Consider the following 17,477-nt stretch of genomic DNA (forward strand, 5'->3'; position numbering starts at 1 on the left):
TTTATTAAGTTCCCGTTTAAGGGGGTCAGTACCTCAATGCTCTTCCTTTTTTACATATTAAACAATTCTATTTACATATCTTCAGGTTGCATTACGTGATCAATTAAACCATATTCTTTTGCTTCATCAGCAGTTAAGAAGTTATCACGATCAGTATCTTTTTGAATTCTTTCAATACTTTGACCTGTACGTTCAGCTAAAATACGATTTAATTTTTCACGTGTTTTTAAGATATGGTTAGCAGCAATTTCAATTTCTGTCGCTTGACCTTGAGCGCCACCTAATGGTTGATGAATCATAACTTCAGCGTTTGGTAAGGCAAAACGTTTACCTTTTGTACCAGCTGCTAATAAGAATGATCCCATTGACGCAGCCATACCAATACAAATTGTTTGTACATCTGGTTTAATGTGTTGAATTGTATCGTAAATAGCAAATCCTGCTGTTACACTACCACCTGGAGAATTAATGTATAAATAAATATCTTTTTCAGAATCTTGAGCTTGTAAGAATAATAATTGTGATACAATTGAATTTGCAACATTATCATCAATTGCTGAGCCTAACATAATAATGCGGTCTTTTAATAGACGAGAATAAATATCATATGCGCGTTCACCGCGATTTGTTGTTTCAATAACTGTAGGAATTAAATTCATTATATTTCCTCCTTGTAATTAACTGTTATATTTATTTTACAACAAAAGTCAAAAATGGTCAAAAAGAATACTTTTACTTTTATTTGACGTTGCTTTTTATAATTTTATACACTATTCATATATTCAAATTGTACTGTTAATTATATATTTAGTACAGAAATTAGTTTTTATATTATACTCCTCGTAGTGTAATGGATAGCACGTAAGATTCCGGTTCTTAAGATAGAGGTTCGATTCCTCTCGAGGGGGCTATTATTAAGAAATAGAATGAAACGTTATATTAATGTTTCATCCTATTTCTTAAAACACATTTTATTTTATAATTCGACTTTTTCTCCATTTCTAATTTTATCAGCGAGTTCATTTAATTTTCGTAAGCGATGATTTACTCCTGATTTAGAAATAGGCCCATTTGATATCATTTCTCCTAATTCTTTCAAAGAAATTTCTTGATGTTCTACTCGTAATTTTGCAATCTCTCTTAAACGATCAGGTAAATTATCTAAACCTATTTCTTCATCAATTAATTGAATGCTTTGTACTTGTTTCATAGCTGCACTCACAGTTTTATTTAAATTAGCTGTTTCACAATTTACTAATCTATTGACAGAGTTTCTCATATCTCTCACTATTCTTACATCTTCAAATTTTAATAGTGCTTGGTACCCCCCTATCAAACTTAAAAACTCAGAAATTTTCTCCGCTTCTTTCAAATAAGAAATACTTCCTTTTTTTCGTTCTAAATGCTTAGCATTCAGTCCATAACTGTTCATTAGTTTAGTTAATCCCTCAGCATGTCCTTCATATTGAGAAAAAATTTCTAAATGGTAGGAAGAAGTTTCTGGATTATTTACTGATCCACCCGCTAAAAATGCCCCTCTTAAATAGCTTCTACGCATTTCATCATCTTTAATCATACTCGCATCAATGTCATGAACGAAAATACCATTTTTTAAAATACCTAATTCATCAAGTATTTCTTTAGCACGTACTTTAGTTCGACAAATGTAGATATTATTCTTTTTTAATTTCATTTTTTTTCGTACTAAAATTTCTACTTCGACATTAAAAATACGCTTAATTAATGAATATATTCTTCGAGCCGTAGTCGCATTTTCAGTTTGAACATTAATTACAAATTGTTGATTAGATAAACTGAGTGCACCGTTCATCCGAATCAAAGCGCTAAGTTCAGCTTTAGCATTACTTTCATCGACTTCAATGCGGGTCAATTCATTTTTCATATCTGATGCAAAACTCATTGATGCTCCCTCCTTTTCTCATCATCATTATTATATGTAATTAACATCTCAAAATATATAACACTCTATATCAAATTATTTTTAAATTCATTAAAATTTATTTTTTAGGTTTAAATTGAATTGTACTTGTTAATTCAAGTGCTAAATCATATACAAGTTTAGCAAGTACCTTTGTATTATGACGAACAAAGACATGGTCATAAATTTCTACAAGATTTTTAGAAGTAATCATTTTAATATTATTTTCTGTTAATTTTATTTTATTCGTACTTACAGGATGAGCATTACGTTCTTTATATCGTTGAAGAATCTGTTCATCAAATGCATCATTACTACAAATAACATAATCAATAAATGGTTCACCAGCATGTTGATGAATAGCTTTAACATGATCGTAGACATCATAATCATTTGTTTCTCCTGGTTGAGTCATAATATTAGAAATGTATAATTTCGGTGCTTGTGAACTTATGATTGCTTTAGAAATACCTTCAATACACAAATTTGAAATTACACTTGTATACAGTGAACCAGGACCTAGAACAATTAAATCCGCTTCTTGTAAAGCATCAACGGCTTCCTGCATGGGTTCTACATTAGATGGTTCTAAATAGACACGTCGAATTTTTTTATTTTTTTTAGGTATTTTAGATTCACCTTTAACAATCTCACCATCTTCTAAAACAGCATTTAACATAACATTAGTATTAGTAGATGGAATCACTTTTCCTTTAATGTTTAAAATTTTACTTAATTCTTTCACTGCATGACCAAAGTCATTTTTTATATTTGTAAGTGCTGCAAGTAATAAATTACCTAATGAGTGACCTTCAATTTGATGTTCTTCAAAACGATACTGAAATAATTCTTCTAGAATTGGTTCTGCATCACTTAGCGCTGCAATGACATTTCTAATATCTCCTGGAGCAGGAATAGACATTTCATCTCTAATTTTACCTGTGCTACCACCATCATCTGCAACTGTAACAATAGCAGTAATATCTATTGGATATTCTCGTAACCCTCTAGCTAGTACTGAGAGTCCTGTGCCTCCTCCGATTAGTACTACTTTCAACTGTTTCATTTCTTCACGCCACTTTCAATATGTGCATCTCTATGATGAACATACACATTATAATCAAATATATCATTTAACTCTTCTCCGATACGTTTAGCTAAGGCTACAGAGCGATGTTGTCCGCCAGTACAACCTATTGCTATAACCAGTTGTGATTTACCCTCTTTTTTATAGCCTGGAATCATAAAAATAAGTAAATCCATTAGTTTTTCAAAGAAAGTTTCAGTTTCTTTCCATTTCATCACATAATTATAAACTGCTTCATCTTCTCCAGTCATCGGTCTCAAGTCTTCAACATAATATGGATTAGGCAAAAAGCGTACATCGAATACTAAATCAGCATCTTTCTGAATACCATGTTTAAATCCAAAACTAGTTACATTAATACTAAATGAATTCATTTTTTCATCGGCGAAATGACGTTTGATTCTTTCTTTTAATTCTTTAGGCTTTAACTCTGTAGTATCAATAATATAATTCGCTATTGATCTAATATTTGAAAGTAATTGTTGTTCTTCTAGAATTGAATCAATTAAAGACATTTGACCATTTTGATTTAAAGGGTGCGCTCTACGTGATTCTTTATATCTAGAAATTAATTTTTCAGTTGTAGCTTCTAAAAACATAACATCTACAATAACATCATTTCTCGTTTTAATTACATCAATTTCATCTATAAGTGATTTAAATAACTCTTTTCCTCTTAAATCAATTGCAATTGCTACTTTTTGAAGTGAAGGGTTACCTTGCTCCATTAACTCCACAAGTTTAGGTAGTAATATAGGTGGTAAATTATCTACACAGAAAAAGCCAATATCTTCTAAACATTGAATAACTAATGATTTACCAGCGCCAGACAATCCTGTAACAACTAATAGTTCACTTTTGCTCATTTCATCATTTATTTGATTAACCATTCTAAGCACCATCCATTTAAGCATACATGTATTTATATAACATCATAGCATATATTTTTACCTTGCTAACAATTTGTATCGACTTTACTGCTAAGAAAAAAGCTAGTAATAATACTTCTATCAGAAGTGATTATTCTAGCTTTAATTAATCCCTTAAGCTTCTTCTTTATCTTTTAATTCTTCGATATAATCAATTGCACTTTGTGCAGCAATACTACCATCACCTGTAGCAGTTACGATTTGACGTAATCCTTTATCTCTCACGTCTCCAGCTGCAAAAATCCCTGGTACAGAAGTAGTCATATCATCTTTTGTAATAATATAACCCATATCATTTGTAATACCTAAGTTATTAAATGGTGCTGTTAAAGGTTTCATCCCAATATAAATAAATACACCGTCTGCATCTAACGTTTGTTCAGACGCATCTTTTGTTGAAACTAACGTTACAGATCCAACTTTTCCATCTTTTTCATTAATTGATTTCAAAGTGTGACTCCAAATAAAATCAATTTTTTCATTTTTAAATGCACGATCTTGTAGAATTTTTTGGGCTCTTAATTCGTCTCTTCGGTGAACAATTGTTACTTTATCAGCGAATTTAGTAAGGAATGCGCCCTCTTCTACCGCTGAATCGCCTCCACCAATAACAAATATATTTTTGTTTTTAAAGAATGCACCATCACATACTGCACAATAACTTACGCCACGGCCACCTAATTCTTGTTCACCAGGGACACCAATTTTTTTATATTCTGCACCTGTTGAAATAATCACTGCTCTAGCTGTTATAGTTTTATTTCCTAGATTAATCACTTTGTGATCGCCATTATCTTCAATTGATTTGATATCTCCATATTGATAAGAAGCACCAAATTTTTTCGCATGTTCAAACATTTTTGTTGATAAATCTGGACCTGTAATCATTTCAAACCCTGGAAAATTTTCAACTTCTTCCGTATTTGCCATTTGTCCTCCAGGCATACCACGTTCAATCATCACTGTATTTAGATTTGCACGTGATGCATAAACTGCAGCAGTCATTCCAGCTGGTCCAGCCCCAATTATCGCAACATCAAAATCTACTTCGTTCATTTTTATACCTCCTACGTTTATATTAATACGCGCATTATATAGTATTATTTGTTTTTCATAAATTTATATGCTCAATAATTTATCAATTGCGTTATCTAATTTATATCTTGTAGTATTAAAAATTTCAATGATTTTCTTTTTAGTTATACGCTTTTTATGATAACGGTAATATAAATAAACATGTGCCGCAATATATCTATTTAACTCTTTAAAATTAACGCCTTCAACGATTAAAGCTTCTCCTTTATCAATCCAACTGACAAATAATTCTGTATCAAACGATAGTTCTTCAACGTCATACATTTTCTTTAATCCTTTATGAATAAAATCAAGCTTATTTAAATGTAATCCTTGAACTAAGTAGGTTAAATATAACTTTTCATAGTCATTCATGTTTTCCAATACTGACCAAATGTCTTCAGTCATTAGTATTTCTTTTCCGTTTAACTGATTTAATAAAAATACGCCATATAATCGATAATGACTGTCATCATCTAATAATAAAGGTAATATTTTTTGTTCAAATGTATATTTACTTTCTTCTAATACCCATGGGGCATATCCAACATCTACTTCAGAAATTTGCAATAATTTATCCCAAAATAATTTACTTTGTTTTTTATTTCCTAAGTAATAATAGTTATAGCTTAAAGCATTAAACATTTGAATTGAAACAAACTTACCCTTTTTATATAAAGGTAATAAAAGTTGTTGAGACGCTTTGTACTGTTTGAGATAACTTAGTACAATACCTAACTTAAAACTTTCATCTTCGTTCATCGGCATCACTTTATTTAATATTTTTATATATTTGTGATACTTCTCTGTTTCATTAGTATTATATAATAGCAATGTATAATGACATAGTGCATGTACATCCGAGTTATCTTCAGCAAGCAATGTTTCGAATAATTCTCTAGCAATCTCATATTCACTCAAATAAAGATAACACATTGCTAGTAAATTTCTAATAACGCGATGCGACTGAATATCATCGTTTTGTTTTAAAATATACGTTCGTGCTTCTTGTAAACGTCCTTGAGCGAATAAATATTGAAATAATAATTGAACTGCAAATAATTGTGCTTCCATTTCAATTTTATTTTCTTCAATATAAGAAACTTCGAACATTTTTTCTAATTCTTCTCTAAAAGAATCATCATTTGATAAAATTACATAATTAATACCAAACAAGAAGGCCTTGTTTGGCTCGTTAAGTTTAATATTCAGTTGACTCAATTGATAATAACTTTCTGCTACATTATGATCATTTATAATGCTTTCATAAAACATTTTTTCTGCTTTTTTATTCAAATTCAATTCATTTAAACAATCGGCATACTTAAGTCTTATATCAAAATCTTCAGGTGACAAATCTAGCACATTTCTATAATATTCAGCTGCTTTTCTATAATCTCTCTGTTTATATTTTTGATCTGCCATCTTTCGATAAAAATTCTCATCAAAAGTCATTGGAATAATTTTTTGTTCCTTTCGTGCCATGCTTTGTCACCACTTTCTTATTTATTATGAATTTGCATGGGGTTTCCAAAAGCAATAGTATCATCGGGAACATCTTTAGAGACGATAGTACCTGCTTTAATTATAACGTTATGACCGATTTTCACCCCAGGTAAAATGGTCACATTTGCTCCAATTAAAGTATGAGAACCAATGTCCACTCGTCCATAACGATACTCATTTACTAAAATTTCATGCGTTAATATTGTTGTATTATAACCAATAACAGTATTACTGCCAATAGATATTAACTGGGGATGAAAAATATCAGGCATTACCTTATAGGCAAATGCAGTTCGTTCCCCAATTGACATCTTCAAGAAATGAATATAAATATAACGTTTTACATTTAAAAAAGGAATAAAGCGACTTATTTCTATTATTACTGTATTTTTTAACACTTTAGAAAAACGAACAAATTGGTAAATGCGCCATAAGGGATTCATCGACTGTGTATTAATAATAGTTAATCGTCTCATTATTTTACCTTCACTCTTGAATTCCAAGTTAATGGTCCAGCATTTTTATAAATAACTGGTTGATGTTTAATTCGACGATAGATAATTAAAATAATACCCATAATCATTAAAATAACTGAAACAAGTTGAGCTACGCGAATATGACTTGTTAACATTAAACTGTCTGTTCGTAATCCTTCAATAAAGAAGCGTCCTATTGAATACCAAATGAGATATAATGAAAATGTTTCTCCAACGCGTAGATGCTTTCTAAGGGTAATTAATATAATAAATCCAAGTATATCCCAAATAGATTCATATAAAAAAGTAGGATGATAGTATACACCTTCAATATACATATTTCGAATAATAAATTCTGGAATATGCATGCTTTCTAGAAATGTTCTTGATACTGGTCCGCCATGAGCTTCATGATTCATAAAATTGCCCCATCGCCCTATACCTTGAGCTAATATAATACTTGGTGCAACAATGTCTCCAATTTGAAAAGGATTAAGATTTTTCAATTTACATAGAATAATTCCAGTAATAAAGCCACCTATTAATCCACCGTGAATAGCTATCCCGCCATGCCAAATTTTAGGTATTTCTGATGGATTTTCCATATAATAAGGCCATTGAAATATAACAAAATAAATTCTTGCAACTAGAAATCCGAAAATTGCACAATAAAAGATAATATCTACTAATGTATCTTTATGTAATCCTATAGATTTCAAGCTTTCTTGAGCAATAAAATATCCTATTAATATTCCTACTGCAATAATAATTCCATACCATTTTATCGATAAAGGACCTATATCGATAGCAGTAGGATTGATATAATTCAAATTAAAAAGCATATACTATTTCCCTTCATTCTGATTCCCATTCTTGATAATTTCTTCATTCAAACGTTGATTAAATTCTTCAGCTGTATTAATACCCATGATATTTAAACGATAATTCATTGCAGCTACTTCTATAATAACAGCAACGTTTCTTCCTGGTCTTACAGGGATTGTTTTTTTAGTTATTTCTGTATCTAAAATCTTTAATGTTTCTTCATTTAATCCAACGCGATCATATAATTTATTCTTATCCCAATTTTCAAGATTTATATTTAACCGTATTTGTTTTTGGGTTAGAATTGACCCCGCTCCAAATAAAGTCATGACATTGATAATTCCTAGTCCACGTATTTCTAATAAATGTTCAATTAACTTAGGTGGTGTACCAACCAATTCGTCTTTCGTAATTTCACGGATTTCAACATTATCGTCTGCTACTAAACGATGACCTCGCTTTACTAATTCTAATGCTGTTTCACTTTTCCCGATGCCAGAGTCTCCTGTAATTAATACTCCTACACCATATACGTCTACTAAAACACCGTGTAGAGAGGTCGTTTTAGCTAACTCATGTTCTAAAAATGTCGTTAATCGACTCATTAAACTTGTTGTAGCATCTTTAGAAACAATCAAAGGTGTATCCATTTCTTGAGCCGCTTCAATCAGTTCCTGAGGTGGCTCTAATCCTCTTGTCACAATAATTGCTGGCGTTTCAGGACGACATAATTTTCTCATTCGTCCCCGTCTTTCTTCATCTGGTAATAAATTGTAAAATGATAATTCAGTGGTACCTAATAATTGAATACGATTTGCTGCATAATGAGAAAAATAACCTGCCATTTCTAAACCAGGTCTAGAAATATCAATGTTTTTAATCGTTTTATTTAATCCTTTTTCTCCAGTAAATAGCTTCAGTTTTAATACTTTAACCAATCTATCTGTCGTTAACATGAGTTCACCTCAAAATTCCCTTGAATTAATTCATCTCTTATCATATCAAAAATATAACAATATGTTATATAAAAAAGGAGTAGAAAATGATTTTTCTACTCCTTTTTTCAAAATCAGTAAAATGATATTCTACTTCATTTGTACTCTAAAAAAACACTATCGCACATTAAATGCTATTTTATTCATCTCGCACTTTATCACGTTCTAACACTGTTTTTAAATACTTACCAGTATAAGAAGCTTCCACACTTGCAATGTCTTCTGGCGTTCCAGTTGCAACGATAGTACCGCCACCTTCGCCGCCTTCTGGTCCTAAATCTATAATATAATCTGCTGTTTTAATAACATCTAAATTATGTTCAATAATAACCACTGTATCTCCATTTTCCACAAGGCGATTTAATACTTTTAATAATCGACTGATATCGTCAACATGAAGACCTGTAGTAGGTTCATCTAAGATATAAATTGAGCGTCCTGTAGAACGTTTGTGTAATTCTGAAGCCAGTTTCACACGTTGTGCTTCCCCACCAGAAAGTGTGGTTGCTTGTTGTCCTAAAGTAATATAGCCTAATCCTACATCTACAAGTGTTTGTAATTTTCTATGAATTTTAGGAATATTTTCAAAGAAATAAGTCGCTTCTTCTACTGTCATTGCTAATACATCTGCAATATTTTTCCCTTTATATGTAACTTCTAAAGTTTCTCTATTGTATCGTTTGCCATCACACACTTCGCATGGAACATATACATCTGGTAAGAAGTGCATTTCTATTTTAATGATGCCATCGCCTTTACAAGCTTCACAACGACCGCCTTTAACATTAAAACTAAAGCGTCCTTTTTGATATCCTCTAATTTTAGCTTCATTCGTTTGAGCAAAAACATCTCTAATGTCATCAAATACACCTGTATATGTCGCCGGGTTAGAACGTGGTGTTCTTCCTATAGGTGATTGATCAATATCTATAATCTTATCTAATTGATCAATACCTTTAATTTCCTCATGCTCTCCAGGTTTAACTTTAGAATTATTAATTGTTTGAGCTAATGATTTATATAACACTTCATTAACTAATGAACTTTTACCTGATCCAGAAACACCAGTTACAACCGTCATTACAGACAATGGAATATCTACATCAACATCTTTTAAATTATTACTTTTTGCACCTTTTATTGATATTTTACGATTCGTGATTTCTCTACGATGTTCCGGTACGTCAATACGTTTTTTACCGCTCAAGTATTGACCTGTTAAGGATTTCTTGTCTTTCATTACCTTTTTAGGAGTCCCACTTGAGACAATTTCGCCGCCATGGTTACCTGCACCAGGTCCGACATCAACAAGGTAATCTGCTGCTCTCATCGTATCATCATCATGTTCAACGACAATTAGTGTGTTACCTAAATCTCTCATCTCTTTTAATGTATTGATTAAACGATCATTATCGCGTTGATGTAACCCGATAGAAGGTTCGTCTAATACATAAAGCACGCCTGTCAATCGTGATCCAATTTGAGTAGCAAGACGAATACGTTGTGCTTCTCCACCTGATAATGTTCCTGAAGAACGATTCAGTGTTAAATAATCAAGGCCTACATTATTTAAAAATGTTAATCTTGAAATAATCTCAATTAAAATTTGTTTAGCAATCGCTTTGTCTTGCTCTGATAACTCTATATTCTCATAAAATTTGAGTGCATTTTTAATTGAATATTCTACAACTTCTCCAATATTGTATCCACCAACATATACTGAAAGTGCTTCTTTACTTAAACGTTTACCGTGACATGTTTCACACGGAAGTTCAGTCATATATCTACTCATCATTTCACGTGTATATTCTGATGGTGATTCGTGATAACGTCGATCTATATTAGCGACTACGCCTTCAAATTTCATTTTTCTACGGCGTGTGCCTCCATTTCGACTATGAAATGAAAACTCAATTTCTTTATCGCCTGACCCATTCATAAGAATACCTTTTTGTCTATCAGTCAATTTTTTATATGGCTTATCCATATTAATTTTATAAACTTCACATACTCGTTTTAATAATGTTGGATAAAAGTCGGAACTTGTAGGCTCCCAAGGTTCAATCGCACCTTCATTTAAAGTTTTATTAGTATCAGGAACAACCAAATCTAGATCCACTGTAAGTCTTTGACCTAATCCATCACATGTTGGACAAGCACCGAATGGACTATTAAAACTAAACATTCTAGGCTCTAATTCACCTATAGAAAATCCACAAATTGGACAAGCATGATTTTCAGAGAATTTGAGATCTTCTCCACCAATGACATCAACAATAAGGTTTCCTTCACCTAACTCTAAACTTGTTTCTATTGAATCTGCTAATCTTGTTTCTATTCCTGATTTTACAACTAAACGATCTACAACTACTTCAATAGTATGATTTTTATTTTTATCTAGTGCAGGAACGTCGTTTACATCGACTACTTCACCATCGACACGTAATCTGACATATCCCTTTTTACCAATATCTTCAATTAATTTTTCATGGCTTCCTTTTCTATGTGAAACTAAAGGAGCTAAAATTTGAATTTTAGTTCTCTCTTCTAATTCTAATATACGATCTACCATTTGCTGCACGGTTTGCGATTCGATTTCGATTCCATGATATGGACAAAATGCTTTCCCCACACGTGCATATAATAATCGAATGTAATCATATATTTCAGTCACAGTAGCTACTGTAGAACGTGGGTTTTTACTTGTCGTTTTTTGGTCAATTGAAATTGCAGGTGATAGTCCTTCAATGGTATCAACATCCGGCTTATCCATTTGTCCTAAAAATTGTCGTGCGTAGGCACTTAACGATTCTACATAGCGACGTTGTCCTTCAGCATATATTGTGTCAAATGCAAGTGATGATTTTCCCGACCCAGAGAGACCAGTCATCACTATAAGTTTGTTCTTTGGTAACTCAATATCGATATCTTTTAAGTTATGTGCTCTTGCACCTTTAACTATGATACTTGGACCTTTCATTTAATAATCACCCTTCTGCTTTTAGTTCAAATAACATATCTCTCAATTCTGTTGCTCTTTCAAAGTCTAAATCTTTAGCTGCTTTTTTCATTTCTTTTTCAATATTTTCAATTGTTTTCTGACGCTCTTTCTTTGTCATTTTCTTAGGTACTTCAGTTTGTTGTTTTTCATTTGTGTCATCATTATCCACTGTAGCACTAATGACGTCATGTATTTTTTTATTGATTGTTTTAGGAGTAATACCATATTTTTCGTTATGTGCCATTTGTATTTCTCGACGACGCTGTGTTTCATCAATTGCGTACTGCATAGAGTCTGTTACCTTATCGGCATACATGATAACTTCTCCTTTATCGTTACGTGCAGCACGTCCGATAGTTTGAATAAGTGAACGATTTGAACGTAAAAATCCTTCTTTATCTGCATCTAAAATAACTACTAACGACACTTCAGGTATATCAATACCCTCTCTAAGCAAATTGATACCTACTACAGCATCATACGTGCCCATTCTTAAATCACGTATGATTTCTATACGTTCAAGTGTTTTGATTTCAGAATGAAGATAATTCACTTTAATTCCTGCCTCTTTCATATATGTTGTCAAATCTTCACTCATTTTTTTAGTTAAGGTTGTAACAAGCACACGTTCATTCCTATCAATTCTTTCTTGAATTTCACTGAGTAAATCATCAATTTGATTCTTCGTAGGTCGAACATCAATTTTAGGATCTAATAAACCAGTTGGTCGAATAATTTGTTCTACCATTTTATCAGTATGTTCAATTTCATATGGACCAGGTGTTGCAGAAACATAAACGAGCTGTTTAGTTTTTTGTTCAAATTCTTCAAATTTAAGTGGGCGGTTATCCATAGCACTTGGTAAACGGAAACCATGATCTACGAGTACTTTTTTACGTGCTTGGTCTCCATTGAACATACCTCTAATTTGTGGTAACGTCACGTGCGACTCATCTATCATTACAAGCCAATCATCACCAAAATAATCAAGTAACGTATAAGGTGTGGAACCAAGTGGTCTTAATGTTAAATGAACAGAATAATTCTCTATTCCTGAACAAAAGCCCATCTCTCTCATCATTTCTAAGTCATAATTTGTACGTTGTTCTAGACGTTGTGCTTCTAATAATTTATTTTCAGCTTTCAATTCTTTTAATCGCTCTTCAAGTTCTTTTTCAATACGTTCAATAGCGACTTTCATTTTTTCTTCTCTAGTAACGAAGTGGGAAGCCGGGAATATAGCAAAATGTTCTCTTTCACGTATCACTTCACCAGTTAGATAATTTACTTCTCTGATTCTATCAACTTCATCGCCAAAGAATTCTACTCGGATACACATTTCTTCCCTTGAAGCAGGAAAGATTTCTACAACATCTCCTCTTACTCTAAATGTACCACGTTGAAAATCGATATCGTTTCTTGAATATTGAACATCGACTAATTTTCGAAGAAGCTCACTTCTATCCATTTCCATCCCTACTCGAACGCTAACAACTAAATCTTTGTATTCTTCTGGATTACCTAAACCATAAATACAACTTACACTTGCAATAATAATCACATCATCACGTTCGAATAAAGCACTTGTAGCTGAATGTCGTAACTGATCGATTTCATCGTTAATTGAGGCGTCTTTTTCGATAAATGTATCCGTTGATGGCACATATGCTTCAGGTTGATAATAATCGTAGTAACTTACGAAATATTCTACCCTATTTTCAGGAAAAAACTCTTTAAATTCACTATACAATTGACCTGCTAACGTTTTATTATGCGCTATAATTAATGTAGGTTTTCCAACTTCTTTAATTACATTACTCATGGTAAATGTTTTACCAGTACCCGTTGCACCAAGTAATGTTTGATGACGTTTACCAGCTTTAACACCTTCAACAATTTTTTTTATGGCTTGAGGCTGATCCCCTTGTGGTTCAAATTCAGAATTTAATTTAAAAGGATGATGTTCTACCATTCTTTCAAGCGCCTCCTCAGTTTATTTTATTAAATGTTTATTTCAGTAAAAATAAAATTATTTATACTTATCTTAACAAAAAAGCGAATAAAAAAACAAACGTTTGTTCGCTTACGTTTGCCATCACTTTTTATACATATATAAAAGATGAGACACAAATATAAATTCACTTCTATATTTATGCCTCATCTTAATATGTTGACGTATTTTTATTAGATATGTATTAATAATATAAAACAAATGGTATCGTACTGCAATTTTTTTAGCTTAGTCTTGATGTTTGTGAAATTCTAAATTATCAATAATCACATAACCAGCTAGGATAGATACTACATCTAAAAATATAATCCATTCATTATGAAAAAATCCTTTATACACTGAAGCGGCAATTAATATCAATGTTACAATGACGCCTACCCATTTACTTCTGGTAATTACACTGAATAAAATAACTAAGATACATGGAAAGAAGGCAGCTAAAGTATACCATATCATTATATTCACTCATTTCGTCTTCGTCGTTCTAAGATTGACATTGTTGTTTCACGTAGTTCAGCACGAGGAATAAAGTTTTCCGTAAGCATTTCCGGTATAACGTGATCGATAAAATCTTGTACTGAACTTAAATGATCAAACTGCATTATTGTTTCTAGGCTATGTTCATAAATTTCAAAAAACAGATCTTCCGGATTACGTTTTTGAATTTCACCAAACGTTTCATATAATAAATCAATTTTATCAGCTACTGATAAAATTTGGCCCTCTAAAGAATCATCTTTTCCCTCTTGAAGTCTTTTACGATAAATATCTTGGTATGGCTTCGGAATTTCTTCATTAATGAACGTATCTACCATTTCTTCTTCGACTTGGGAAAATAACATTTTTAATTCTCTGCTTGCATATTTAACTGGTGTCTTAATATCCCCTGTAAATACTTCTGCAAAATCATGGTTAAGGGCTTTTTCATACAAACTTTTCCAATCAATTGAATTACCATGATATTCTTCAACTGTTGCTAAGTATTGAGCTATTTTAGTCACTTTAAATGAATGTGCTGCAACATTATGCTCAAAATATTTGAATTTTCCTGGCAATCTTATTAATTTTTCAAGATCAGATAAACGTTTAAAGTATTGATGAACCCCCATAATACGGTTATACCTCCTTATATTATTAAATAGAAATTATACTTGTATTTATTATATCAATCAATCGTTTAGTAAAAATTTTTAATTGTGATAATTTCGTAACTTTTATTTCTTCTTTTAAATAATACATTGCATTATTAATAACTAAAAAACATCAACAAAACATAAGCTTTGTTGATGTTTTAACATTATAAATCCTTTGAAAAATTTAATGTATAAAATTATAAATAGACGAATTATAAATTGTTCTATTTGTAACATCATTGAAATGACCATTCCAATTCATTTCTGAAACGTAAAACGAACCATCATTATTCACACGTTCTACGATACCTACGTGACCATAGTAACCCGCTGATGTTTGGAAAACCGCTCCTACTTCAGGACGATGATCGACCACTAAACCAGCATTTCTAGCTGAGCTTGCCCAATTATTTGCATTTCCCCAATAGCTCCCTACTGAACGTCCTAATTGTTGTCTACGATCAAATGCATAATATGTACAGTTACCAAAATAATAATGATTACCTTGGTTATTTAAAGCGCTATTATTATAATATACTGGTGCACTGACTGTTTCTGTATTGTCATTACTACTAGTAACATATGATGGAGACGCTACATACGGCGTAGTTTCAGCGCTATTATAACTTAATGGTGCAGTTTCACTTGAATAAGGCGTAGCATATACCCTACTATCACTTATCAAGTGACTTTCTAATGTTGCTGAACCTTTGTCACTTACTGCGATTAAATCACCAGGATGAATTAACGGTTTTACTCCTGGATTAAATGCATATAATTCATCTAATGTTAAATGATGAGCTTTCGCAATTTTGTTTAATGTATCACCAGATTTAACTTCAACAATATCTTTATCAGGTACAACTATTGAAACATCTTTTTCAACTTCATCATTACCTATATGATTTAATTTTTTTATCTCATCTGCAGTTGTAGAAAATTGTTGTGCCACTGCTTCTACATTTGTTTTTTCTTTAACAATGTGTGTTTGTTGTGCATGTGCTAACGTATTTAAACCTGTAATTGCTGCAATTGAAGCAAATGTTACAGTTATTGATTTTTTTAACATGTTGTCATTCCTTTGCTGTAGTGTATTCTTGTTCATTAATACTTTAGCATAAACAACATTAAAAAAGAGGAATGTTAAAACCTTGTAATATAAAGGTTAAATAACACTCCTAAATTAGTTTAAATTGATTAAATTAGTAATATTACAAGTCACGAATTACATTTTAAAGTTAGATTTATTTAGATTTTAAAATTTTATTTTTTATTAATAAACAACTCAATCAATCATTTTGTGACATCGTTTGTCGTAAATAAGCTTCTATAAATGGCGCAATATCTCCATCCATTACTGCATCTACCTTAGCAGTTTCTTCATTTGTACGATGATCTTTTACCATAGAATATGGATGGAATACATACGAACGAATTTGACTACCCCATCCTATTTCTTTTTGTTCACCACGAATTTCTGCCATTTCACGTTCTTGCTCTTCTAACTTCAATTGATATAATTTAGATTTCAACATTTTCATTGCAGCTTCACGGTTCTTGATTTGAGAACGTTCATTTTGGTTGTTCACTACAATTCCAGTTGGATGGTGAGTAATACGGATTGCAGACTCTGTTTTATTGATATGTTGTCCACCTGCACCTGATGCTCTAAATGTATCTACTGTAATGTCATCAGGATTAATTTCTATTTCTATTTCATCATTATCAAATTCTGGTATAACATCACAAGAAGCAAATGACGTATGGCGTCTTCCAGATGAATCAAAAGGTGAAATTCTTACAAGTCGATGTACTCCTTTTTCTGCTTTTAAGTAACCGTAGGCATTATGACCTTTAATCAATAATGTGACGCTTTTTACTCCCGCTTCATCACCTGGTAAATAATCGATGGTTTCTACTTTAAAACCTTGTTGTTCACCATATCTTTGGTACATTCTTAATAACATGCTAGCCCAGTCTTGAGATTCGGTCCCTCCAGCACCAGGATGCAACTCTAAAATAGCATTATTTGCATCATGTGGGCCATCTAATAATAATTGTAATTCAAACTGATCGATTTGTTCTCTGAATGTTACAATATCTTGTTCTAAATCTTCTTTGATTTCATCATCATATTCCTCTTGAAGTAATTCCCATGTTGCATCCATATCTTCTAATTTATGGTTGAGTTCATAGTAACCATTAACTATCGATTTTAATGCATTATTTTTATCAATAACATCTTGAGCTTTATTTTGGTTATCCCAAAAGTCCGGTTCTGTCATCATTTCTTCATATTCTTGAATATTTGTTTCTTTATTTTCTAAGTCAAAGAGACCCCCTAATTTGTTCTAAATCATTATTATATTCATCAATATTACGTTTGATTTCTGATAATTCCACTATATATGTCTCCTTTATTTATAAATTCTTTAAATAAAATACGAGATCGTGACAAAAGCTTTTAAATGATAAGCAATATACGTCTCGATCTCGCCTAA

General features: G+C 31.6%; 15 protein-coding genes and 1 tRNA gene. 1 reads left to right on the plus strand and 15 read right to left on the minus strand.

Annotation, left to right across the window (positions count from 1 at the left end; genetic code table 11):
- Positions 1-71: 71 nt before the first annotated feature.
- Positions 72-659, minus strand: coding sequence for an ATP-dependent Clp endopeptidase proteolytic subunit ClpP (gene clpP, locus HMPREF2629_RS04640; protein ID WP_017175911.1), 588 nt, complete (start codon positions 657-659; stop codon positions 72-74).
- Positions 660-836: 177 nt separating this feature from the next.
- Between clpP and HMPREF2629_RS04645 the strand changes: the two genes are divergently transcribed.
- A tRNA-Arg gene (locus HMPREF2629_RS04645) sits at positions 837-908 on the plus strand.
- A gap of 68 nt (positions 909-976) precedes the next feature.
- Here HMPREF2629_RS04645 and whiA read toward each other — a convergent pair.
- From whiA to prfB, 14 genes are all read right to left on the minus strand, one after another.
- Positions 977-1,921, minus strand: coding sequence for a DNA-binding protein WhiA (gene whiA, locus HMPREF2629_RS04650; protein WP_019834952.1), 945 nt, complete (start codon positions 1,919-1,921; stop codon positions 977-979).
- Positions 1,922-2,018: 97 nt separating this feature from the next.
- Positions 2,019-3,005: a gluconeogenesis factor YvcK family protein gene (gene yvcK, locus HMPREF2629_RS04655; RefSeq protein WP_019834951.1), complete on the minus strand. Its 987-nt coding sequence runs from the start codon at positions 3,003-3,005 to the stop codon at positions 2,019-2,021.
- Positions 3,002-3,916, minus strand: a complete 915-nt coding sequence (gene rapZ, locus HMPREF2629_RS04660; RefSeq protein ID WP_017175914.1) for an RNase adapter RapZ — start codon at positions 3,914-3,916, stop codon at positions 3,002-3,004. The genes yvcK and rapZ overlap by 4 nt, the downstream gene beginning before the upstream one ends.
- A 153-nt stretch (positions 3,917-4,069) precedes the next feature.
- Positions 4,070-5,011, minus strand: a complete 942-nt coding sequence (trxB, locus tag HMPREF2629_RS04665; RefSeq protein WP_017175915.1) for a thioredoxin-disulfide reductase — start codon at positions 5,009-5,011, stop codon at positions 4,070-4,072.
- 63 nt (positions 5,012-5,074) lie between these two features.
- Complete coding sequence (locus HMPREF2629_RS04670) at positions 5,075-6,514, minus strand: tetratricopeptide repeat protein (protein WP_049415402.1); 1,440 nt, start codon at positions 6,512-6,514, stop codon at positions 5,075-5,077.
- Between the two features lie 17 nt (positions 6,515-6,531).
- On the minus strand, positions 6,532-7,011 hold the full coding sequence (locus tag HMPREF2629_RS04675) for an acyltransferase (protein ID WP_017175917.1): 480 nt from the start codon (positions 7,009-7,011) through the stop codon (positions 6,532-6,534).
- On the minus strand, positions 7,011-7,853 hold the full coding sequence (gene lgt, locus HMPREF2629_RS04680) for a prolipoprotein diacylglyceryl transferase (protein WP_048761415.1): 843 nt from the start codon (positions 7,851-7,853) through the stop codon (positions 7,011-7,013). The genes HMPREF2629_RS04675 and lgt overlap by 1 nt, the downstream gene beginning before the upstream one ends.
- A 3-nt stretch (positions 7,854-7,856) precedes the next feature.
- Entirely contained in the window at positions 7,857-8,792 is a 936-nt protein-coding gene (gene hprK, locus HMPREF2629_RS04685; protein ID WP_017175919.1) for an HPr(Ser) kinase/phosphatase, read from the minus strand.
- Positions 8,793-8,970: 178 nt separating this feature from the next.
- Complete coding sequence (gene uvrA / locus HMPREF2629_RS04690) at positions 8,971-11,811, minus strand: excinuclease ABC subunit UvrA (RefSeq protein WP_070444028.1); 2,841 nt, start codon at positions 11,809-11,811, stop codon at positions 8,971-8,973.
- A gap of 7 nt (positions 11,812-11,818) precedes the next feature.
- Entirely contained in the window at positions 11,819-13,804 is a 1,986-nt protein-coding gene (uvrB, locus tag HMPREF2629_RS04695) for an excinuclease ABC subunit UvrB (RefSeq protein ID WP_070813183.1), read from the minus strand.
- Positions 13,805-14,071: 267 nt separating this feature from the next.
- Positions 14,072-14,299, minus strand: coding sequence for a CsbA family protein (locus HMPREF2629_RS04700; protein WP_017175922.1), 228 nt, complete (start codon positions 14,297-14,299; stop codon positions 14,072-14,074).
- Positions 14,300-14,304: 5 nt separating this feature from the next.
- The gene (locus HMPREF2629_RS04705; protein WP_017175923.1) at positions 14,305-14,952 is read right to left on the minus strand and encodes a YfbR-like 5'-deoxynucleotidase; all 648 of its coding nucleotides are present in this window, start codon (positions 14,950-14,952) and stop codon (positions 14,305-14,307) included.
- A 208-nt stretch (positions 14,953-15,160) separates the two neighbouring features.
- Positions 15,161-16,045: a COG3942 and LysM peptidoglycan-binding domain-containing protein gene (locus tag HMPREF2629_RS04710; RefSeq protein WP_070813184.1), complete on the minus strand. Its 885-nt coding sequence runs from the start codon at positions 16,043-16,045 to the stop codon at positions 15,161-15,163.
- A 220-nt stretch (positions 16,046-16,265) separates the two neighbouring features.
- Positions 16,266-17,379, minus strand: a protein-coding gene (gene prfB / locus HMPREF2629_RS04715; protein WP_100442621.1) for a peptide chain release factor 2 whose coding sequence is annotated in 2 segments (ribosomal slippage) — positions 16,266-17,306 and positions 17,308-17,379 — 1,113 coding nt in all. Because the reading frame shifts where the segments join, the coding sequence is not laid out codon by codon here.
- Positions 17,380-17,477: the final 98 nt, after the last annotated feature.

Origin of the sequence: Staphylococcus sp. HMSC034C12 (assembly GCF_001835895.1) — a bacterium.
GTDB classification, from domain to species: Bacteria; Bacillota; Bacilli; order Staphylococcales; family Staphylococcaceae; genus Staphylococcus; species Staphylococcus hominis.